This is a genomic window from Streptomyces griseorubiginosus (genome assembly GCF_001514195.1).
GTDB lineage: Bacteria > Actinomycetota > Actinomycetes > Streptomycetales > Streptomycetaceae > Streptomyces > Streptomyces griseorubiginosus.
The window spans coordinates 1262806-1283795 of record NZ_KQ948736.1 but is presented as its reverse complement, the minus strand read 5'-3'; the positions used below and the strand labels follow the sequence as shown (position 1 = coordinate 1283795).

The 20990-nt window shown below is 69.4% G+C and carries 16 protein-coding genes; 11 read left to right on the top strand and 5 right to left on the bottom strand.

Going from position 1 to position 20990, the window contains the following annotated elements; all coding sequences use genetic code 11:
* The first annotated feature begins 116 nt into the window (after positions 1–116).
* A complete protein-coding gene (locus AQJ54_RS18230) occupies positions 117–2135 on the top strand; it encodes an ATP-dependent DNA helicase (RefSeq protein ID WP_062238519.1) in 2019 nt (672 codons plus the stop codon).
* Positions 2136–2250: 115 nt separating this feature from the next.
* Here the strand turns inward: AQJ54_RS18230 and lexA are convergent, their stop codons facing one another.
* Complete coding sequence (gene lexA / locus AQJ54_RS18225; RefSeq protein ID WP_020139143.1) at positions 2251–3030, bottom strand: transcriptional repressor LexA; 780 nt, start codon at positions 3028–3030, stop codon at positions 2251–2253.
* A 561-nt stretch (positions 3031–3591) separates the two neighbouring features.
* Here lexA and nrdR point away from each other — a divergent pair.
* The 3 genes from nrdR (at position 3592) to AQJ54_RS18210 (ending at position 8075) form a co-directional block, all read left to right on the top strand.
* Positions 3592–4170 (top strand): transcriptional regulator NrdR, encoded by a 579-nt coding sequence (nrdR, locus tag AQJ54_RS18220; protein WP_062238517.1) that lies wholly within the window; start codon positions 3592–3594, stop codon positions 4168–4170.
* A gap of 159 nt (positions 4171–4329) precedes the next feature.
* The gene (locus AQJ54_RS18215; protein ID WP_062238515.1) at positions 4330–7224 is read left to right on the top strand and encodes a vitamin B12-dependent ribonucleotide reductase; all 2895 of its coding nucleotides are present in this window, start codon (positions 4330–4332) and stop codon (positions 7222–7224) included.
* Positions 7225–7367: 143 nt separating this feature from the next.
* On the top strand, positions 7368–8075 hold the full coding sequence (locus tag AQJ54_RS18210) for a DUF6215 domain-containing protein (RefSeq protein WP_062238513.1): 708 nt from the start codon (positions 7368–7370) through the stop codon (positions 8073–8075).
* A 33-nt stretch (positions 8076–8108) separates the two neighbouring features.
* Here the strand turns inward: AQJ54_RS18210 and AQJ54_RS18205 are convergent, their stop codons facing one another.
* Complete coding sequence (locus AQJ54_RS18205; protein WP_062238511.1) at positions 8109–8633, bottom strand: TerD family protein; 525 nt, start codon at positions 8631–8633, stop codon at positions 8109–8111.
* A 148-nt stretch (positions 8634–8781) separates the two neighbouring features.
* Between AQJ54_RS18205 and AQJ54_RS18200 the strand changes: the two genes are divergently transcribed.
* From AQJ54_RS18200 to AQJ54_RS18190, 3 genes are all read left to right on the top strand, one after another.
* On the top strand, positions 8782–9387 hold the full coding sequence (locus AQJ54_RS18200) for a YdbC family protein (protein ID WP_028809894.1): 606 nt from the start codon (positions 8782–8784) through the stop codon (positions 9385–9387).
* A gap of 119 nt (positions 9388–9506) precedes the next feature.
* On the top strand, positions 9507–10166 hold the full coding sequence (locus AQJ54_RS18195; protein ID WP_062022592.1) for a histidine phosphatase family protein: 660 nt from the start codon (positions 9507–9509) through the stop codon (positions 10164–10166).
* Positions 10167–10178: 12 nt separating this feature from the next.
* A complete protein-coding gene (locus AQJ54_RS18190) occupies positions 10179–11084 on the top strand; it encodes an ADP-ribosylglycohydrolase family protein (RefSeq protein ID WP_062022589.1) in 906 nt (301 codons plus the stop codon).
* 477 nt (positions 11085–11561) lie between these two features.
* Here the strand turns inward: AQJ54_RS18190 and AQJ54_RS18185 are convergent, their stop codons facing one another.
* Positions 11562–13109, bottom strand: coding sequence for an MFS transporter (locus AQJ54_RS18185; RefSeq protein ID WP_062238510.1), 1548 nt, complete (start codon positions 13107–13109; stop codon positions 11562–11564).
* A gap of 187 nt (positions 13110–13296) precedes the next feature.
* On the opposite strand from AQJ54_RS18185, the gene AQJ54_RS18180 reads away from it, so the two are divergent.
* The 3 genes from AQJ54_RS18180 to AQJ54_RS18170 all read left to right on the top strand — a co-directional run bounded on the left by AQJ54_RS18180 (position 13297) and on the right by AQJ54_RS18170 (position 15420).
* A complete protein-coding gene (locus AQJ54_RS18180; RefSeq protein WP_062238507.1) occupies positions 13297–13920 on the top strand; it encodes a TetR/AcrR family transcriptional regulator in 624 nt (207 codons plus the stop codon).
* A gap of 82 nt (positions 13921–14002) precedes the next feature.
* Positions 14003–14704, top strand: a complete 702-nt coding sequence (locus AQJ54_RS18175) for a ribonuclease HII (protein WP_030326760.1) — start codon at positions 14003–14005, stop codon at positions 14702–14704.
* A gap of 68 nt (positions 14705–14772) precedes the next feature.
* Positions 14773–15420: a hypothetical protein gene (locus tag AQJ54_RS18170; protein ID WP_079069895.1), complete on the top strand. Its 648-nt coding sequence runs from the start codon at positions 14773–14775 to the stop codon at positions 15418–15420.
* 267 nt (positions 15421–15687) lie between these two features.
* On the opposite strand, the gene AQJ54_RS18165 is transcribed toward AQJ54_RS18170, so the two are convergent.
* Both AQJ54_RS18165 and AQJ54_RS18160 read right to left on the bottom strand, forming a co-directional pair.
* Positions 15688–16320, bottom strand: a complete 633-nt coding sequence (locus tag AQJ54_RS18165; protein ID WP_062238503.1) for a hypothetical protein — start codon at positions 16318–16320, stop codon at positions 15688–15690.
* A gap of 291 nt (positions 16321–16611) precedes the next feature.
* Positions 16612–18783 carry a RecQ family ATP-dependent DNA helicase gene (locus tag AQJ54_RS18160; RefSeq protein ID WP_062238501.1) on the bottom strand — a complete coding sequence of 724 codons (2172 nt, stop codon included), beginning with the start codon at positions 18781–18783 and terminating at the stop codon, positions 16612–16614.
* A 449-nt stretch (positions 18784–19232) separates the two neighbouring features.
* On the opposite strand from AQJ54_RS18160, the gene AQJ54_RS18155 reads away from it, so the two are divergent.
* Positions 19233–20867 carry a DUF4192 domain-containing protein gene (locus AQJ54_RS18155; protein ID WP_063806426.1) on the top strand — a complete coding sequence of 545 codons (1635 nt, stop codon included), beginning with the start codon at positions 19233–19235 and terminating at the stop codon, positions 20865–20867.
* Positions 20868–20990: the final 123 nt, after the last annotated feature.

Genomic DNA, 20990 nt, shown 5'->3' with positions numbered 1-20990 from the left:
GACACCGGCTCTCGACTGCTCCGAGCTGCTCCCGGTCCTGATCCCGCCCTGTTCCCGGCCCTCGTCCTCGCCTTGATCACCCCAATGTCAGTGCCGGGTCGTAGGGTGGTCGCGCTATGACGAAGCCCTCACTCCCCGAACTCCTGCATGCTGCCGTCACTGCCGTCGGCGGCACGGAGCGCCCCGGCCAGGTGACCATGGCCGAATCCGTCAGGGATGCGATCGACGACAGCTCCCATCTGCTGGTGCAGGCCGGCACCGGCACCGGAAAGTCGCTGGGCTATCTCGTGCCCGCGCTGGCGCACGGGGAGCGGGTCGTCGTCGCGACGGCCACCCTGGCCCTCCAGAGACAGCTCGTCGAGCGTGACCTGCCGCGCACGGTCGACGCGCTGCATCCGCTGCTGCGCCGCCGCCCCGAGTTCGCGATGCTCAAGGGCCGGTCGAACTACCTGTGTCTGCACCGGCTACACGAAGGAGTTCCGCAGGACGAGGAGGAGGGCCTCTTCGACCAGTTCGAGGCTGCCGCGCCCACCAGCAAGCTGGGACAGGACCTCCTGCGGCTGCGGGACTGGTCCCAGGACACCGAGACCGGGGACCGTGACGACCTCACTCCCGGTGTCTCGGACCGGGCCTGGGCGCAGATCTCCGTGTCCTCCCGGGAGTGCCTGGGCGCCACGAAGTGCGCCTATGGAGCGGAGTGCTTCGCCGAGATGGCCCGTGAGCGCGCCAAACTCGCCGAGGTCGTCGTCACCAACCACGCGCTGCTCGCGATCGACGCCATCGAAGGCGCCCCGGTCCTCCCGCAGCACGAGGTGCTGATCGTCGACGAGGCTCATGAGCTGGTCTCACGGGTCACCGGTGTCGCCACCGGCGAGCTCACCCCCGGCCAGGTGAACCGAGCGGTGCGTCGCGCCGCGAAGCTGGTCAACGAAAAGGCGGCCGACCAGCTCCAGACCGCCGCCGAGGGCTTCGAGCGGCTGATGGAGCTCGCCCTGCCCGGCCGCCTGGAGGAGATTCCGGAGGACCTGGGCTACGCCCTCATGGCCCTGCGGGACGCCGCGCGTACGGTCATCTCCGCGATCGGCGCGACCCGCGACAAGTCGGTCCAGGACGAGGACGCGGTCCGCAAGCAGGCGCTCGCCTCCGTGGAGTCGGTTCACGACGTGGCGGAGCGGATCACGAACGGCTCGGAGTGGGACGTCGTCTGGTACGAGCGCCACGACCGCTTCGGTGCTTCCCTGCGCGTAGCGCCCATGTCGGTTTCGGGCCTCTTGAGGGAGAAACTGTTCGCGGACCGCTCCGTGGTCCTGACCTCGGCGACCCTGAAACTGGGCGGCGACTTCAACGGCGTGGGAGCGTCCCTAGGGCTCGCCCCGGAGGGGACCGAGGGCGATGACCTGCCGAAGTGGAAGGGCGTGGACGTGGGTTCGCCCTTCGACTACCCCAGGCAGGGCATCCTGTACGTGGCCAAGCACCTCTCGCGCCCCGCGCGCGACGGCGACCGCGTGGACATGCTCGACGAGCTGACCGAGCTCATCCAGGCGGCCGGCGGCCGCACCCTGGGCCTGTTCTCGTCCATGAGGGCGGCCCAGCTGGCTGCCGAGGAACTGCGCTCCCGTATCCCGGAGTTCCCGATCCTCCTCCAGGGCGAGGAGACCCTCGGTGAACTGATCAAGAACTTCGCGGCAGACCCGAAGACCTGCCTCTTCGGCACCCTGTCGCTGTGGCAGGGCGTCGACGTACCCGGCCCCAGCTGTCAGCTCGTCGTCATGGACAAGATCCCCTTCCCGCGTCCCGACGACCCCCTGATGAGCGCCCGGCAGAAGGCCGTCGAGGAGGCGGGGGGCAACGGCTTCATGGCCGTCGCCGCCACGCACGCGGCACTTCTCATGGCGCAGGGCGCGGGTCGTCTCGTCCGGGCATCGGGGGACCGTGGCGTCGTGGCCGTACTGGATCAGAGGCTGGCCACCGCGCGGTACGGCAGCTATCTGAAGGCGTCACTGCCTGACTTCTGGTACACGACGGACCGTAACCAGGTCCGGAGGTCACTCGCGGCGATCGACGCCGCCGCGAAGGTGACCGAGGCGGCGGAACTCGCGGCCGAGGCAGGGAAAGCCCAGGCGGAAGCGGAGTGAGCGTGGGGGGCATCCATCCCCCCGACGCAGGGGCCGGGGCCCGGACAGCGCAGGGCCCCGGAACCGGCGCAGAGGTTCCGGGGCCCGGTCGTGTCGGCGAGGCCTGCCGCGGTGCTCAGACGCGCCGCAGTACGGCCACCACCTTGCCGAGGATCGTCGCGTCGTCGCCGGGGATCGGCTCGTACGCGGCGTTGTGGGGGAGGAGCCAGACATGGCCGTCCTCGCGCTTGAAGCGCTTGACGGTGGCCTCGCCGTCGAGCATCGCGGCGACGATGTCACCGTTCTCGGCGACGGGTTGGCGGCGGACGGTGACCCAGTCGCCGTCGCAGATCGCGGCCTCGATCATCGAGTCACCGACGACCTTGAGGACGAACAGCTCACCGTCACCGACGAGCTGACGCGGCAGGGGGAACACGTCCTCGACCGATTCCTCGGCGAGGATCGGGCCACCGGCGGCGATCCGGCCCACCAGCGGGACGTACGACGCGGCGGGCTTGCCCGCGGTGTCCGTCGGCTGCGCCGAGGCGCCCTGGTCGGAGCCGCGCACCTCGTACGCACGCGGACGGTGCGGGTCGCGGCGCAGGAAGCCCTTGCGCTCCAGCGCCATCAGCTGATGCGCGACGGACGAGGTGCTCGACAGGCCCACCGCCTGGCCGATCTCCCGCATGGACGGCGGGTAGCCGCGCCGCTGGACCGAGTCCCTGATGACCTCGATCACTCGGCGCTGCCGGTCCGTGAGTCCCGAGCTGTCGGCCCTGATGCCTGGAGGCCGGCCCGGCAGGGAGCGCTTGTGTCCCTCTGGATTCACGGCTTCGTTCATCGCATGCACCGGCTCGAGTCGGCCCTGGGAACGGTCCTGGGCAGTGATGGTGGCACTGTCTGCGGTCGTGGTCACGTCGGCCCCTCTCGATGGTCTCCCTGCTGGACAACGGTAGTTGCTTTCGAAAGGTTGCGCCAAACACACGTTCGAGTGAAAAATCGCGGATCGCCTGCCGCGATCAAGTGTCTGGGTGTATGGCTAACGCGCCGACCGCCGAACTGAAGGGGCCATTGCTGTACTCTTCACCGCCGGTGGCGACCTCGCGGTCCGCTGGCCCAGTCTGCCACCAGGTGGCCCGTCAGCCGGGCACCGGCTTCCATCTCTGCGGGAATCCCACGTCCCCTCCTTGTGGCGCCCACGGTATCTCCGCATGCTGCGCAGCGATACGGCTGTGCGTCGTGTTCGGCGCGGGCCGGGGCGGTCGTACGGCACATGCCTATACACGTGCGACACGCGCGTACGGCGTGTATGTCGCGCCAATCCCTACATGTAGTGCTTGGATTGCTACAGCAGCCCAGAAGTTGTGGTCCCCCGGGTCTCCGTGCCCGCTGTCATCGCCTATGCTTGGGGCTGCTTCGAGGGGCTCATGGGGCCCAGCGAGGCTATTGAGTCTGCTGTGAGGAGGGTTGGGAGTTCATGCACTGCCCCTTCTGCAGGCACCCCGACAGCCGCGTCGTCGACAGTCGTACGACCGACGACGGCACGTCGATCCGCAGACGCCGCCAGTGTCCGGACTGCTCCCGTCGTTTCACGACCGTGGAGACGTGCTCGCTGATGGTGGTCAAGCGGTCCGGAGTCACCGAGCCTTTCAGCCGTACCAAGGTCATCAACGGTGTGCGCAAGGCATGCCAGGGACGGCCTGTCACCGAGGACGCGCTCGCTCAGCTCGGCCAACGGGTCGAGGAGGCGGTGCGGGCCACCGGAAGCGCCGAGCTGACCACCCACGACGTGGGGCTGGCCATACTCGGCCCGTTGCAGGAGCTCGATCTCGTCGCGTATCTGCGTTTCGCCTCCGTCTACCGGGCATTCGACTCGCTCGAGGACTTCGAGGCCGCGATCGCGGAACTGAGGGAAGACACGGGACCCCCCGCCGCGGACGACGAGGACCGCGGAGAGGCTGAGGGCGGCAATGAGGCCGTCGTGGGGAGCCAGGAAGACGATCGCGGGCCCGGCGGGACCGCTCAGGTCCCCGAGCCCGCCCGCGCCGCCGACTGATCGGCGGGCCGGACCGGGCCAGGACCCCCGGGCCGGCCGGACGGCGGCAAACGAGACCTGTTGCGGGCGGTAGGTGGGTGCCCGCAGCACCAGACAAAACACCGTGTCACGGGAACATCGTGGCACTTCAGGGCGTTTTAGCCCGTACAGGGAGGCGGCATGACAGAGACGGCGAGCGGTCCGGCACGGAGTTCCCGCGCCAAGGGCACCAAGGCGGCTGCGAACAAGGGCCTGCGCATCGAGCGCATCCACACCACCCCCGGCGTGCACCCGTACGACGAGGTGGCCTGGGAGCGCCGTGACGTCGTCATGACCAACTGGCGCGACGGCTCGGTCAACTTCGAGCAGCGCGGCGTCGAGTTCCCCGACTTCTGGTCGGTGAATGCGGTCAACATCGTCACCAGCAAGTACTTCCGCGGTGCCGTCGGCACCCCGCAGCGCGAGACCGGCCTCAAGCAGCTGATCGACCGCATCGTGAAGACGTACCGGAAGGCCGGTGAGGACTACAAGTACTTCGCCTCGCCCGCCGATGCGGAGATCTTCGAGCACGAGCTGGCGTACGCCCTCCTGCACCAGATCTTCAGCTTCAACAGCCCTGTGTGGTTCAACGTCGGTACGCCCCAGCCGCAGCAGGTCTCCGCCTGCTTCATCCTGGCCGTCGACGACTCCATGGAGTCGATCCTCGACTGGTACAAGGAAGAGGGCATGATCTTCAAGGGCGGTTCCGGTGCCGGCCTGAACCTCTCCCGCATCCGCTCCTCCAAGGAGCTGCTGTCCTCCGGCGGCAACGCCTCGGGTCCTGTCTCCTTCATGCGCGGTGCCGACGCCTCCGCAGGAACGATCAAGTCGGGTGGCGCCACGCGCCGCGCCGCCAAGATGGTCATCCTCGACGTCGACCACCCCGACATCGAGGACTTCATCGAGACCAAGGTGAAGGAAGAGGAGAAGATCCGCGCCCTGCGCGACGCGGGCTTCGACATGGACCTGGGCGGCGACGACATCACGTCGGTCCAGTACCAGAACGCCAACAACTCGGTCCGCGTGAACGACACCTTCATGAAGGCGGTCGAGACGGGCGGCAAGTTCGGTCTGACGTCCCGCATGACCGGTGAGGTCATCGAAGAGGTCGACGCCAAGGCGCTGTTCCGCAAGATGGCCGAGGCCGCGTGGGCCTGTGCCGACCCGGGCATCCAGTACGACGACACCATCAACCACTGGCACACGTGCCCGGAGTCCGGCCGTATCAACGGCTCGAACCCGTGCAGCGAGTACATGCACCTGGACAACACGTCCTGCAACCTCGCTTCGCTGAACCTCATGAAGTTCCTGAAGGACGACGGCAAGGGCCACCAGTCCTTCGACGTCGAGCGCTTCGCGAAGGTCGTCGAGCTCGTCATCACGGCGATGGACATCTCCATCTGCTTCGCCGACTTCCCGACCCAGAAGATCGGCGAGAACACGCGCGCGTTCCGCCAGCTCGGCATCGGCTACGCCAACCTCGGCGCCCTGCTGATGGCGACCGGCCACGCCTACGACTCCGACGGCGGCCGTGCCCTCGCCGGCTCCATCACCTCCCTGATGACCGGCACCTCGTACCGGCGCTCCGCCGAACTCGCCGCGGTCGTCGGCCCGTACGACGGCTACGCCCGCAACGCGCAGCCGCACCTGCGGGTCATGAAGCAGCACGCCGACGAGAACACCAAGGCCGTCCGCATGGACGACCTGGACACGCCGATCTGGGCCGCCGCCACGGAGGCCTGGCAGGACGTGCTGCGTCTCGGTGAGAAGAACGGTTTCCGTAACTCCCAGGCGTCCGTCATCGCCCCCACCGGCACCATCGGTCTCGCGATGTCCTGCGACACCACCGGTCTTGAGCCCGACCTCGCGCTGGTCAAGTTCAAGAAGCTGGTCGGCGGCGGCTCGATGCAGATCGTCAACGGCACGGTCCCGCAGGCCCTGCGCCGCCTGGGCTACCAGGAGGAGCAGATCGAGGCGATCGTCGCCCACATCGCCGAGAACGGCAATGTCGTCGACGCTCCCGGCCTCAAGCACGAGCACTACGAGGTCTTCGACTGCGCCATGGGCGAGCGCTCCATCTCCGCGATGGGCCACGTCCGCATGATGGCCGCGATCCAGCCGTGGATCTCCGGCGCCCTGTCCAAGACGGTCAACATGCCGGAGTCGGCGACCGTCGAGGAGGTCGAGGAGATCTACTTCGAGGCCTGGAAGATGGGCGTCAAGGCGCTCGCCATCTACCGCGACAACTGCAAGGTCGGCCAGCCCCTCTCCGCGAAGACCAAGGAGAAGGCCGAGGTCACCGAGAAGGCCGAGGCGACCATCCGCGAGACGGTCGAGAAGGTCATCGAGTACCGCCCGGTCCGCAAGCGCCTCCCGAAGGGCCGTCCCGGCATCACCACGTCCTTCACGGTCGGCGGCGCCGAGGGCTACATGACCGCCAACTCCTACCCGGACGACGGTCTCGGCGAGGTCTTCCTGAAGATGTCGAAGCAGGGCTCGACCCTCGCGGGCATGATGGACGCCTTCTCCATCGCGGTCTCCGTCGGCCTCCAGTACGGCGTGCCGCTGGAGACGTACGTCTCGAAGTTCACCAACATGCGCTTCGAGCCGGCCGGTATGACGGACGACCCGGACGTGCGGATGGCGCAGTCGATCGTCGACTACATCTTCCGCCGCCTGGCGCTGGACTTCCTGCCCTTCGAGACGCGCTCCGCGCTCGGCATCCACTCCGCCGAGGAGCGTCAGCGCCACCTGGAGACCGGCTCCTACGAGCCGACCGAGGACGAGGTCGACGTCGAGGGACTGGCCCAGTCGGCTCCCCGCACCCAGGAGCTGAAGGCGGTCGCCACGCCGAAGGCCGAGGTCGAGGCGGCCAAGCCCGCCCCGAAGCAGGCCCACACCAGCGCCGAGCTGGTGGAGATGCAGCTGGGCATCCAGGCCGACGCCCCGCTCTGCTTCTCCTGCGGTACGAAGATGCAGCGGGCCGGTTCCTGCTACATCTGCGAGGGCTGTGGCTCGACCAGCGGTTGCAGCTGACGTCGAACTAGCCGCGTAGGGCGGTGCGGTCGGGAAACCGGCCGCACCGCCCTCGTTCTTTTCCGTTTCTCCACGAGTCGATCACGCGCTAGGCTCCCTCCGCGCACGACCGGCGCGAAGATCAGGGTGGGGACACGGGGGACATGAGCGAGCAGCAGATCACCGATGCCGCGCAGAGCGTCGAGAGACCCGAGAAGGGCATGAACGAGTGGGGCCAGGCCTTGTTGGCCCTGGTGACGGTCGGGGGCCTCGCCTTTCTTCTGTTGTCAGGGACCTTTCAGCAGAAGGCCAGTGAACCCGAACCAGCCGCGTGTGACGCATCGGACGGCACCCGGCCCTCGAAGCCCGTCTCCGGGATGCAGCTGTGCACGGCTCTGAACCGCGCGGACCTGCCCATGCTGCTCGGCACCCCGGACGAGTACGCCATGAACGCCAGCGGCAAGGAGACCTCGAGCAACTGGGCCGACGGCACCAAGACCGTCACGCCCGAGGCGGAGATCCAGCTCGCCACGTACTCCGTCAAGCTCTCCACGTCCGAGGACGACACTCCGGTGGCCGAGATGACGGGCTTCCTGGGGAAATCGGCGCAGAACACGGTGATAGGCGGGCACCCGGCGGTCCTCTACTCGGACCGGACCATCGCCCTGCAGTTCAACTTCGGCGGTGGCAAGGTCGACAGCGGTCCCGGCGGCATCGCCCGCAGTCTGGTGGTCGCCAAGAACGCCGAGGACGGCGGTGGCTTCTACGAGGTCACCATATGGCGCCAGGACGACGTCGTCCCCGACGACTTCGCCCTGCTCCGCGTGGCCGAGACGGTGCTGCCGACGGTCCCCGGGTGGGTCTCCGGCTGACGCGTCCCCTGCGAACCGTGGCCCGCAGACGGGTCACCGGCGACCCATCGTCCGGGTGAAGGTGGCGGGGTCGTCCTCGAAGCCGCTGATCCCCGGGTGGAAGTCCCAGGAACCGGTTTCCTGGCGGACGAACTCGGCGATGGTCGCGGCCGTCGCGCCGAGGACGCTGCCGAAGTCGTCCTCGGCGAGGACTGTGTAGCCCTCCCTTATGCGCAGGGCGGGATTCGCCACGCCGACGAAGGTGCGGTGCACGGAGCGCTGCTGGATGACGGCGCCGACCACCACACGCGTGTACCGCGCGTCGAGCCGGTCGAGCTCCAGCGTCATGACCTCGTCCCAGCCGAAGCCCTTGCCGTCCTTGCTGTCCCGGTTGAGGTAGATGGTGCCGTCGGGGGAGCGGCTGTCGAAGTGGACCACATAGGCGGGATCTCCGTACGGGGCGTCCGCCACGTACGTCGCGGCAACGATGTCCAGATCGGTGTCCGGCTGCCCGGCCGGACTCGGATCCCACTTGAGCGCGACCTCGACCTTGCGGATCCCCTTGTTGACAGCGCTCACCAGACGTCCCCTTCCCCCTGCGTCCACGGTCCGAACTGCCGGTCAGGCAAGACCTGTTGTCCATCCTGCCACGAGGGTCCGACAGTTGGGGGTGCGCTCTCCCGCCGAGCGTGACCGACGCCACGCTCGGTGGCCTTACGATGGCGCGGTGCTGGTCAAGTGGATTCGCTGCACCGTGGTGGACCGCCGCGGCTTCGAGCGGGGGCAGCGAAAGTGGGCGGGGCTTCTGGGAGAGCCGGGGTTTCGGGGACAGGGCGGAGGCTGGAGCCGGGGGCGGCAGGGTGTGGCGCACATCTTCTCCTTCTGGGAGAGCCGTTCCTTCTACGACTCCTTCATGGCGCGTTCCCACGACCGGCTCGCGGCGGCCCAGTCAGGCACGTTCAAGGACATCCAGGTCAAGCTGTTCGACTACCGCTTCGACGTGAAGACGGGCTTCGAGCCCCGCTTCACCGACGCCGACCTGGTGCGGTTCGCCCACTGCCGCGTCCACGAGGAGCGCGCGGAGCATTTCACCCTAATGCAGGAGAAGGTCTGGAACCCGGCGATGGCCGGCTCGCCCGGCATGATCCGGGGACTGTTCGGCGAGGCTCCGGGGCACGAGTTCCTGGTGCTCTCCATGTGGCGGTCGGCCGCCGAACACGGCAAATACCGCACCGAAAGGGTGGAGCGCCTCGCTCTGCGTGCCCAGACCGAGGCCGACGTCGCCGCCCTCACGGGTGACATCGTGGACCTCGAGCCGGCCTGGATAGTTTGAGATCCGAACTCGGTACGTGTGGGTTCATAAGTGACTCCTGGTGCGGAAACCATGTGACCTACGCCGTATGGAGCCCGTACGAGTCCTCGATACGGGCCGACTCGATCTAGGGTTTTGGCATGGCACGACCACGGCGCATCGTCCTTGTCCGGCACGGGGAGTCAACGGGCAATGTTGATGACACCGTGTATGAACGCGAGCCCGACCACGCCCTGGCCCTCACGGAGCAGGGCTGGCGGCAGGCAGAGGAGACGGGGAAACGGCTGCGCGAGGTCTTCGGCCGGGAACGCGTCAGTGTGTACGTCTCCCCCTACCGCCGTACCCACGAGACGCTGCGCGCCTTCCATCTGGACCCCGAGCTCATACGGGTGCGTGAGGAGCCCCGGCTGCGGGAGCAGGACTGGGGGAACTGGCAGGACCGCGACGACGTACGCCTTCAGAAGGCCTATCGGGATGCCTACGGGCACTTCTTCTACCGGTTCGCCCAGGGAGAGTCCGGGGCCGACGTGTACGACCGGGTCGGCGGCTTCCTGGAGAGCCTGTTCCGCAGCTTCGAGGCGCCCGACCACCCGCCCAACGTCCTGATCGTGACGCACGGCCTGGCCATGCGGCTGTTCTGCATGCGCTGGTTCCACTGGACGGTCGCGGAATTCGAGTCGCTGTCGAACCCGGGGAACGCGGAGATGCGGATGCTCGTCCTCGGGGACGACGGCAAGTACCTGATGGACAGACCATTCGATCGTTGGCGGGATCCGGAACCGTACGGGATCACCGACTAGAGTGGCGGACCGATGACCGCTGACTCCTCAACCGACGGGCGCCTCGAGCGCGCCCTGGCCAGTCTGCGTGGTCTGGCCGTGGGAGACGCGCTGGGCTCGCAGTTCTTCGTGCCTGTGAACTACCCGCTCCTCCAGAACCGTGAGCTGCCGTCCGGCCACTGGCAGTGGACGGACGACACCGAGATGGCCTGCTCCGTGGTGGCCGTCCTGAGCGCCCACCACCGCATCGACCAGGACGCACTGGCCCACTCCTTCGCCCATCACCACGACTTCGACCGCGGTTACGGCCCCGCCGTCAACCGTCTGCTGCGGCTGGTCCGCGAGGGCGGCGACTGGCGTGAGCTGGCCGCGGCCCTCTTCAACGGGCAGGGCTCCTGGGGCAACGGTGCCGCGATGCGCATCGCGCCCCTCGGTGCCTACTACGCGGACGACCCGGAACAGGCGACCCACCAGGCCGAAATCTCGGCGTATCCCACACACCAGCACCGGGAGGCCGTGGCCGGCGCCATGGCCGTCGCCGCGGCAGCCGCCCTGGCGGCGGACCCCAAGGGGCCGCCGAGCCCTGGTGCACTCCTCGACGGGGTCATCGCTCTCGTCCCCAGGAGTGCCGTCGGCGCGGGCCTGCGCAGGGCCCGGGACATGCTCGACTACGGCGACGCCTCGACCGTCGCCGCGGTGCTGGGGTGCGGGCGCCGTACGACGGCCCATGACACCGTGCCGTTCGCGCTCTGGTCGGCCGCCAGGTCTCTCGGCGACTATGAATCGGCGTTCTGGACGACCGCACAGGTCGGCGGCGACGTGGACACGACCTGCGCCATCGTGGGCGGGGTGATCGCCGGCGGGAAGGCCGGGGCACCGCCCGCCGAGTGGGTGGCGCGGACCGAGGACTTTCCGGAGTGGATGCGGGTGGAGGGCTGAGGGGCGATGCGGGTGGGCGCGGGTTGAGAGGCCTTGGGGCGCCCGTCTTCGTCTGGTGAACCGCCGTGCTCTGAGGCTCGCCGCGATCTTGGTGGCGCCGTGCTCTGAAGCTCGCCGCGATCTTGGAGGTGCCGCGCTCTGGGGGGGCACCGCGATCTTAGGGGCGCCGCGCTCTGATGTTCACCGAGTTCGGAAACTCTCCGTGTGCGTCGGGAACTCTGCGTGACCATCCGCTCGTTGTCGTGGCAGTTGCTGTGCGACGGGTAGGCCGGTTGGCGCGAGGGAGACCAGGCGCGGGGGGTGGTTTCGGTGGGGTGGTGGTTGCCGGTATGGCTGCCGTTGTCGGGGGCGGCGCTCGCCGCGTTGTGGTGGGTGCCCCCTGTGCTGTCGTGGGTGCCGCGTGCGCGGACGGCCGGGCTGTCGTGGACCCAAGGGTCCTTGCCCGGCCATCCGGTTCTGGGCGTGAGCCCGGCGCGATCAGCCGAGGCCCGGACCCGCCGTGCCGGCGAGCGCCTCCAGGTCGCTCTTGCGGACCTTGATCACCAACCAGGCGCTGACCAGGGCGAGTACGGCCATCGCGGCTGCCGCGACGAAGCCCGTGGAGATGCCCTGGGCGAGCACCTCGTGCCCCCACGGGGCGGGCAGTTGGTGCGTCTTGGCGAACTCCGCCTTCTGCTCCGCGGAACCGTCAGCCATGAAGTTCGGCAGCTGCTTCTCCGCCTCGTCCTTGCTGGCCGATCCGAACACCGTCGTCAGGATGGACAGGCCGAGCGAACCACCCACCTGTTGCATGGCGTTGAGGAGTCCGGAAGCCGCGCCGGCCTCGTGCTGGGCGACACCGGAGACCGCTGTGATCGTCAGCGTCACGAAGTTCAGCCCCATGCCGAAGCCGAAGACCAGCATCGGACCCAGTACCCCGCCCGCGTAGGAGCTGTCGGAGCTGATGAGCGCCTGCCAGGCGAGTCCGGCCACGGCCAGCGCCGACCCCGTGAGCATGAACGGCTTGGGGCCGAACACCGGCAGGAACCGCTGCGACAGACCCGCGCCCAGCGCGATCACGACGGTCACCGGCAGGAAGGCGAGACCGGCCTCGATCGGGGTGTAGTCCAGTACGTTCTGGACGAAGAGCACGATGTAGAAGAACATGCCGAACATCGCCGCGGCCAGGCTCAGCATGATCACGTAGGTGCCCGCGCGGTTGCGGTCGGCGAACATCCGCAGCGGCGTGATGGGTTCCTTGGCTCGCGACTCGATGTACGCGAAGGCCAAAAGAAGAACCACGGCGACGCCGAAGGACCCGATGGTCAGGCTGTCCCGCCAGCCCTCGTCGGCGGCGCGGATGAAGCCGTAGACCAGCAGGGCCATGCCTCCCGTGGAGGTCAGAGCGCCCGCGATGTCGAAGCGGCCGGTGTGCCGTTCGGACTCGCTGATGTAGAGCGGGGTCAGGACCGCGATCAGCACGCCGATGGGCACGTTGACGAAGAGCACCCACCGCCAGTCGAGCCACTCCGTGAGCATGCCTCCCGCCAGCAGACCTATCGCGCCGCCGCCCGCGGAGACCGCGGCGAAGACGCCGAACGCCCGGTTCCGCTCGGGCCCTTCGGGGAAGGTGGTGGTGATCAGCGCCAGCGAGGTGGGCGACGCGATGGCGCCTCCCATGCCCTGCAGGACGCGTGCGGCCAGCAGCTGCCAGGGTTCCTGGGCGAGTCCGCCGAGCAGCGAGGCGAAGGTGAACAACAGGATGCCGGTCAGGAAGACCCGGCGGCGCCCGAGGATGTCACCTGCCCGGCCGCCCAGAAGGAGCAGACCGCCGAAGGTGAGGGTGTAGGCGCTGACGACCCAGGTGAGGTCGGTGGTGCTGAACTTGAGCGCGTCTTGAATGTGCGGCAGGGCGATGTTCACAATCGTCGCGTCGAGCACCACCATGAGTTGGCAGGCCGCGATGACGGCGAGCGCGATGCCGGGACGCCCTTCCCGGCGGGCCGCGCCTGGCTTCTGACTGTTGATCAACTGAGAGGTTGTCACGATGAGTCCCCCACAAGCGCTTTAGTGAACGGTGGCGTTCACTGTCGCGCTTACGGTAGTGAGTCCCCAGTAGTGAACGCAAGCGTTCACTTAAGTTTGTCGGTGCGTGGCGTATCCCCCTATGTCGCCGCGCGACCCACCCGCCCTCCCCGGAATTCCCGCTTCCCTGTTCGCTGGAGACACTCAGATGGTTACCTCGCGCTGGACGGCCGCCCCCGCTCAGACGGCCTCACCCCGTCGGCGCGGCCCCGTGCTGGAACGGGCGATCCTCGACGCCGCCCTGGAGCAGCTCAGCACGGTCGGCTGGAACGGCCTCACGATGGAAGGTGTCGCGGCCGTGGCCCAGACGGGCAAGGCCGCGGTCTATCGTCGCTGGCCGTCCAAGGAGGATCTCGTCGCGGACGCCCTCAGGGCCGGGCTGCCGCGTTTCGAGGAGGTGCCCGACCTCGGTGGCGTGCGCGAGGACCTGCTCGAACTCTGCCGCCAGGCACGCGAGGCGATGTTCTCCCGCCCCGGCTTCGCGCTGCGCGCGGTCATTCACGAGTGCGACCAGGTGCAGGCGGAGCGCTTCCATGCGGTCATCTTCAACGGGGTGGTGGAGCCGAGCGTCAAGCTGCTGCACCAGATTGTCACTCGCGGAATTGAGCGAGGAGAGGTGCGCCCTGACGCCGCGAACGACTACGTCTTCGATGCGATTCCGGCCATGATGATGTACCGCTCCAAGATGCGCGGAAGCGAATGGGATGACCTGGAGATGGAAGAGATGATCGACCAGTTGGTCCTGCCCCTTCTGCGGCCGACGGGTTCCTGACCGGTGCTCGCGAGTTTCTCGCCGGCCGTCAGGGAAACCGGGGTGTCGCAGGGTGATCCGGGCGGCGTAGGCTAAGGGCGCCATGCCGTACGAACCGCCTACTCACACCGTCGAGCGCTCCCTCCGCGCCACGACCGGAGCGAAGATCATTGCCGGTGTCGACGAGGTCGGGCGAGGCGCCTGGGCCGGCCCTGTCACCGTCTGCGCCGCCGTCACCGGACTGCGCCGACCGCCCCAGGGCCTCACCGATTCCAAGCTGCTCAGCGTCAAGCGCCGGACCGAACTCGCCGAGGAACTGCGGACCTGGGTGACGTCGTACGCCCTGGGTCACGCGAGTCACGAGGAGATCGACGACCTGGGGATGACGGCCGCCCTGCGGATCGCCGCCGTACGCGCTCTGGAAGCCCTTCCGGTGCGGCCGGACGCGGTGATTCTCGACGGGAAGCACGACTACCTCGGCACGCCCTGGAAGGTCCGGACCGTCATCAAGGGCGACCAGTCCTGTGTGGCGGTCGCGGCGGCCTCGGTGATCGCCAAGGTCCAGCGCGACAAAATGATGGCCGAACTGGGTATCGACCATGCAGACTTCGACTTCGCGGCCAACGCCGGGTATCCGTCACCCGTGCACAAGGCCGCACTGGAGGTCCGGGGCCCCACCCCGTACCACCGGTTGTCGTGGGCGTATCTTGATGCGCTGCCTCAGTGGCAGCACCTCAAGAAGGCCCGCAGCTGGGCGAGTGGAAGCACTCCTGGGATCGAGGGCCAGCTCGGCTTCGATTTCTGACGATTTCGCTCGCACGGATGTGCCACCCGCTGACGCGAGCCGCACCGACGTTTGATAAACATCAGCCCATGCCTCTCATTCCCGAGGAGCCTCAGATTCACGAGAGTGCCCAGGGTCCCCGCGCCACGGCGGCCAGCGGCCGCACCGCGCCGACCCCCCGTCCCGTACCCGGCCCCCGTCCCGTGGCTCCGCCGCGTCCCGGTCGTCCCGGCCCTCTGCGGCCGACGCCGCCGGTGCAGCGGACGCCGCACGACGTGGCCGTGGCCAAGCCCGGTCTCCCGGGCCCCGCTGCCCCCTCCGTCTCGGCGCCGGCCCCGGCTTCGAGGACTCCCCAGATACAGCTCATCCCGGCCTCGGCCACGGGTGCGCTCGACGCTGCCGAGGAGGCCGTCGATCTGCTGCTGGAATCGGGCCGTGCCCCCGGTGAAGTGCTGGTGATCACCACCGGTGAACAGCATCCGTGGGCCGCCCACGAACTGTCCTTCGGTGAAGCCGCCTACTGGGCGCAGCACGACGCCGGCGACGACGTGTTCTACGCGGACGCCTCCGCGGTCTCGCGTGCCGCGTCGCGTCCCGTGGTCGTCGTCGCCGTGAACGGCGGCTCTGCCACCGCTGCTGCCGAGGCCCTGCCTCTGGCTCATGCGCGTGCCGGCGCCCTGCTGATCGTCTGCGGTGACCCGCAGCAGATCAACTCGGTACTGGGCGCAGGCGTCTGAGCCCGTTCCCGGAGACTCGGGGCGCCTGAGGTCACCGATGGTGCCGCTTGTGCGGCACCTGCACGGCGGCGCATTTGGCATGCTCGCGTCCGTGCGGAATGCCGGCGGGGGAGTGCGGGTCTAAGGGGAGCGTCCGCCGGGATGTGGCAGCAGCGGCGGTGACCGGGGCGTAGGGAACCAGTGGTGAACCCGCCCCGGCCGTACGTCGGTGACGTACGGCCGGAAAACCGTGTCGGGCGGGGCGCACCCCTCCTGGAGCAGTGGTCCTCAGCGGGCTGCGGCGCGCCGCAGCACCTCCGAGGCGGCGCCGCCGGTGCGTGGCAGCAGGGGCGGCGACTCGGACGTGGCGAAGGGCTCCGGCGCGGAGGCCGCGTTCGGGCGCCGGCCGCCGCGTCCCTCACCGAGGACCTGCCAGCCGTCCCGCGTCAGAGTGATGTACGCACCACAGCGCAGTCCGTGCAGGGTGCAGGCGTCACGCAGTCCCCACATCCAGGCGCCGTCCTCCTCCGTCCAACGCGCGTCGCCCTCACGGCAGTAGAGCAGCACGGCGGTGCGCACAGGGGTGCGGCGCCGCAGGTCGTGCGGGATCACCCGGCGCAGCTGCGAGAGCAGCGTGTTCCTGAACATCCAGCCGTCGGCCGGTGCCGGGCGGCGCGTGAACGAGGCGCTCGCCAGCAGCCGTTCGTCCGGATCGAGAACCGCCACGATCGCGGTCGCCGGCTTGGGCTGGTGCCGGGAATGCAGCCCGCTGACCACCTCGCGCGGACTGCGCAGCAGCGGGATACCGGCCTCGGCCCACTCGGCGGGTTCGAGCAGACGGGCCAGAGGGTTGGCGGATGCGGCGGACAGGTCGGTTGACGACGTGGACGCCGCGGAGGACGGAGCGAATCCGAAGGTCACGGTCCTCCCTTCGGCTACGCGCCCATGCGGGGGCGGGGTCGGATTGGGGGAGCGCGCACCGCAGCAGAGCCCTACCGGTCCACGGACGAGCCGTGCGGGGAGCGGACTTCAATTCTTCCTGTCGAACTTGGTTGCGGCAACGAGCAATTGGGCCCACCGACCCGAATCGGATGGTTGGTGGCATATATCCCTACCCCGTGTTTTGCCGGGCGACGCTCGGAGTCGTCGGCCCCGGCTCTTCGAGGCCTCGACCGGCAAGCGCGCAGAGACCTTCGCCGACTCCCACGCCTCTCAGCCACGTACCGCCAGCACCAGCGGCAACACCCCCTGGGCACCCGACCGCAACAGCAGCCGGGCGGCGACGGCGAGGGTCCAACCGGTCTCGGTCATGTCGTCGACGAGCAGCACGGGACCGCCGGCGGCCTCAAGTGCCTCCCGCAGGGCCGGAGGCACGATGAGCGCACCGTGCAGGGCACGAAGGCGCTGAGCGCTGTTGGAGCGCGGCAGCGAGAGCTCGTCGGAGTGGTCCGTGTAGCCCAGGGAGCCCAGGAACGGGATCCGGCCGACCGCGGAGATCCGGCTCCCGAGCGACTGGACCAGCTGAGGCCGGGTGCGCGAGGGCAGCGTGACCACACCTACGGGGCGGGCGGGGGAGTCCGCGGAGCCGGAGGCCCAGCCGTCGGGCCCCTTGGCCCAGTCGGCCAGCACGGTCACGACGGCGTGGGCCACGTCGTCGGGAACGGGGGCGTCCGGGGTCTGGGGCGCGAGCAGCGGACGCAGCCGGTTGCCCCAGCCGATGTCCGACAACCGTCCGAGGGCCCGGCCCGGGGAGGCCTGTTCCCCGGGCGGAATACGGCCCTTGAGGTCGACGCCGATGGCAGGCAGGCCGGTGGGCCACATCCGGCGCGGCTCCACCACGACCCCGGCCCGCGCGAGCGAACCGCCTGCCGTGTCCAGTGCGGCCGGAGAGATGTCGGCGGTGAAACGGGGCCCTGCGCAGTTGTCGCAGCGGCCACAGGGAGCCGCTTCCTCGTCGTCCAGCTGCCGTCGTAGGAACTCCATACGGCAGCCCGCGGTGGTGGCGTAGTCGCGCATGGCCTGCTGTTCGGCGGCACGCTGCTTGGCGACCCACGCGTAGCGCTCGCTGTCGTACGACCAGGGCGTTCCGGTGGCGATCCAGCCGCCCTTGACCCGGTGGACGGCGCCGTCCACGTCGAGCACCTTGAGCATGATCTCCAGGCGGGTCCGGTTCAGTTCGACCAGCGGTTCGAGCGCGGGCAGCGACAACGGCCGGTCCGCTCCGGCCAGGGCGTCGAGGGTGCGCCGTACGGCTTCCTCGGGCGGGAACGCGACCGAGGCGAAATAGGACCAGATCGCCTCGTCCTCACGGCCGGGCAGGAGCAGCACCTCGGCGTGCTCGACACCACGTCCGGCGCGTCCCACCTGCTGGTAGTAGGCGATGGGCGACGAAGGCGAACCGACGTGGACGACGAAGCCGAGGTCCGGCTTGTCGAAGCCCATGCCGAGTGCGGACGTGGCGACCAGCGCCTTGACCTTGTTCGCGAGCAGAGCTTCCTCGGCCTGCTGGCGTTCGGCGTTCTCCGTCTTTCCCGTGTACGAGGCGACGGTGTGCCCGCACTCACGCAGGAAGGCGGTGATCTCCTCGGCGGCGGCCACCGTGAGCGTGTAGATGATTCCGGAGCCCGGCAGATCGCCCAGGTGGTCGGCCAGCCAGGCCAGCCGGTGAGCCGCGTCGGGGAGTTGGAGCACGGACAGGCTGAGGCTCTCGCGGTCGAGGGGGCCCCGCAGCACCAGCGCGTCCGAGCCATTGCCCGTACCGAGTTGCTCGGCCACGTCCGCGGTGACACGGGCGTTGGCGGTGGCGGTGGTGGCGAGCACCGGCACGCCGGACGGCAGCTCCGTGAGCATGGTCCGCAGTCTGCGGTAGTCGGGGCGGAAGTCGTGTCCCCAGTCGGAGATGCAGTGCGCCTCGTCGACGACCAGAAGGCCGGTGGCGGCGGACAGTTCGGGCAGGACGTTGTCGCGGAAGTCCGGGTTGTTGAGCCGCTCGGGGCTCACCAGCAGCACGTCCACGGTGCCCGCGGCGACCTCCGCGCGAATGGTCTCCCACTCCTCCGAGTTGGAGGAGTTGATGGTCCGGGCCCGGATGCCGGCTCGTGCGGCCGCGTCGACCTGGTTGCGCATGAGAGCCAGGAGCGGGGAGACGATCACGGTAGGTCCGGCGCCGCGCTCCCGCAGCAGGGCCGTCGCCACGAAGTAGACCGCGGACTTGCCCCACCCTGTCCGCTGCACGACCAGGGCGCGGCGCTTGTCGGCGACGAGTGCCTCGATGGCCCGCCACTGGTCCTCGCGCAACCGCGCCGATCCGGTGCTGTCCCCGACGAGCCGGGCGAGGATACCGTCAGCGGCCTCGCGCAGTTCGTCCTTGCTCGTGTGCGTCATGCCTCCCATACAACAGGACGGCTCGGACAGTCGGGCGCCGCGGCGGGCGGCCTGTGGACGAAGGACCTGCGGGGACGCCTGTGCGCTGCCGATCTGTGGACGGCGAGTCGGGTGGTTGTCGTGGTCCTGATCGGAGTTATCCACAGGGGCAAGCGGAGGATCGCGATCCGCGAGATCGTCTGCGCATGACGAATCACAGCGAAACGACCGGATCGGCTGCAAGCGGCAATAACGACGGACGGGACGGGCGCGGACGAAGCGGTAGCGGGTGGGACGGCGATGGGCGCGATGGGGATGAGCGGGGAGGAGGTGGCCGCGACGGTAGCGGCCGGAACAGCAGGGGGCACGATGGCGGCGGCCGCGAGGGCGGTGGGCCGGACGGGGACCGCACGGGCACCGGTGAGCGGTTCGGGGACGGTTCGGGCATCGGCGAACCGGTCGGGGGCGGCTTGGGTATCGGTGAGCGGGGCGGGGACGGCTTGGGTATCGGTGAGCGGGGCGGGGACAGCTTGGGTATCGGTGAGCGGGTCGGGGACGGCTTGGGCATCGGTGAGCGGGTCGGATTCGACGCGCACGGGGCCGAGCACCAGGTCACTCTGCGGACGCCGGGCGAACTGGCCGATGCCCTGCCGTACCTCCTCGGCTACCGGCCCGAGGACAGCATCGTGCTGGTCGCCCTGCACGACCGGGACGGCCGTGGCCGGTTCGGTGGGCGAGCCCGGCTCGGCATTCCGGCCAACAAGGACGACTGGGCGGCCGTGGCCCGGCAGTTGGCCCATGGGCTGATCACCGGCAGCGAGCGCAGGGGTGCCCGGCCCGAGCAGATGGTCGCCTACCTCTGCCAGGAACCCGGAGCCGGTGAGACGGGAAAGGAGATCACGGAGCGGCTGGCACCGCTCGCCACCCTGCTGCGCACGGAATGCGGCCGGCTCGATGTGCCCGTGATCGAGGCCCTGTGCATCTCCGGCGGACGCTACTGGTCGTACTGCTGTCCGAGCGAGGAATGCTGCCCCGTGGAGGGACTTCCGATGGGTCTGCCCGGCACCTCCGTGCTCGCGGCCGCGGCGACGTACGCCGGTCTGCAGGTGCGAGGCACTCTGCGTGAGTTGCGCGGCAGGTTGCAGCCCTGGGAGACCGCTGCCGCCCTGGAGCAGGAGGTCGCCCTGGACACCGCCGGTATGGCCTTGATCCCCAGGATGCTCGACCTGCCGAGCCGCAGGGAAGTGGCGGAGGAGACAGTGCGGCTGGCAAGGCGCGTCATGACTCGTTTCGCCGAAGCGCCACCCGTGTCCGGCACCCTCCAGGCGGACCTGCGGGACGACGAACTGCTGGGGCACGAGGAGGCGGCGGAACTCATCCTCGGTCTTCAGGACCGCACGACCCGGGACCGGGCAGCCGAGTGGATGGAGGCCGAGGAGACGGGGCCTGCCCTCCGGCTGTGGCGGGCACTGGCCCGTCGGTGCGTGGGGCCGTACGGCGAACACGCCGCGGCGCCGCTCACGCTCGCCGGGTGGGTCGCGTGGTCCGCGGGCGACGAGATCGAGGCCAGGGAGGCACTGGCCATGGCCCTCGGAGCGGATCCGAGCTACCTCTTCGCCCGGCTTCTGCACCAGGCCTGCAACGAGGGACTGGACCCGGAGTCGATCCGTCGGTGCCTGCGCGCGGAACGCCAGGCGCGTGAGACGGGGGCCCGGTCGGAGGTCTGCCCGTCCGATGAGGAACAGACGGTCGAGGATTCGGGGCTGCCAAACACGGCTGACTCCGACGGCAGTCGGGCTCTCGGTTCCGAGGGGAGTCTTCCCTCGCGCCTGTTCGAGCCCGTCCCGGCGTCCATGCCTCCCACGGCCGCCCGTCGACGCAAGCGGACTCGTAGTGGCACTCGCGGCGATGCCCTGACGCACCCTGGGCAAGGTGAGGGGCGACCGTCCGGCGTGGAGGACTCGCGCCCACCGTCCCGCGAGGTCGGCCGTACACGTCCCGGTGCCGTGCGCCGACGTGCCACGGGGAAAGACGCCACATGCCCACCCGAGGGCACTCGGCCTGGACGTGGTGCCACTGACGGTGCCGCCGAGGGGGAGGGGTGAGCGACCGCTGGGAACGTGTCGCGCGTGGGCTGGCCCGTTTGTGTCGCCGGACGGCACCTCCGGCTCGCCGCCATTCGGTCGGCTTCCCCGGTCTCGGGCGTGACTCGGAACAGCTCAGCCCCG

What these genes read in the sequence shown, in the direction of transcription:
- nrdR (WP_062238517.1), top strand. Translation starts at nt 3,592, where the DNA reads ATGCACTGCCCCTTCTGCAGGCACCCCGACAGCCGCGTCGTCGACAGT.
- AQJ54_RS18170 (WP_079069895.1), top strand. Translation starts at nt 14,773, where the DNA reads ATGCCTCTCATTCCCGAGGAGCCTCAGATTCACGAGAGTGCCCAGGGT.
- AQJ54_RS18180 (WP_062238507.1), top strand. Translation starts at nt 13,297, where the DNA reads ATGGTTACCTCGCGCTGGACGGCCGCCCCCGCTCAGACGGCCTCACCC.
- AQJ54_RS18190 (WP_062022589.1), top strand. Translation starts at nt 10,179, where the DNA reads ATGACCGCTGACTCCTCAACCGACGGGCGCCTCGAGCGCGCCCTGGCC.
- AQJ54_RS18215 (WP_062238515.1), top strand. Translation starts at nt 4,330, where the DNA reads ATGACAGAGACGGCGAGCGGTCCGGCACGGAGTTCCCGCGCCAAGGGC.
- AQJ54_RS18195 (WP_062022592.1), top strand. Translation starts at nt 9,507, where the DNA reads ATGGCACGACCACGGCGCATCGTCCTTGTCCGGCACGGGGAGTCAACG.
- AQJ54_RS18175 (WP_030326760.1), top strand. Translation starts at nt 14,003, where the DNA reads ATGCCGTACGAACCGCCTACTCACACCGTCGAGCGCTCCCTCCGCGCC.
- AQJ54_RS18210 (WP_062238513.1), top strand. Translation starts at nt 7,368, where the DNA reads ATGAGCGAGCAGCAGATCACCGATGCCGCGCAGAGCGTCGAGAGACCC.
- AQJ54_RS18230 (WP_062238519.1), top strand. Translation starts at nt 117, where the DNA reads ATGACGAAGCCCTCACTCCCCGAACTCCTGCATGCTGCCGTCACTGCC.
- AQJ54_RS18160 (WP_062238501.1), bottom strand. Translation starts at nt 18,783, where the DNA reads ATGACGCACACGAGCAAGGACGAACTGCGCGAGGCCGCTGACGGTATC.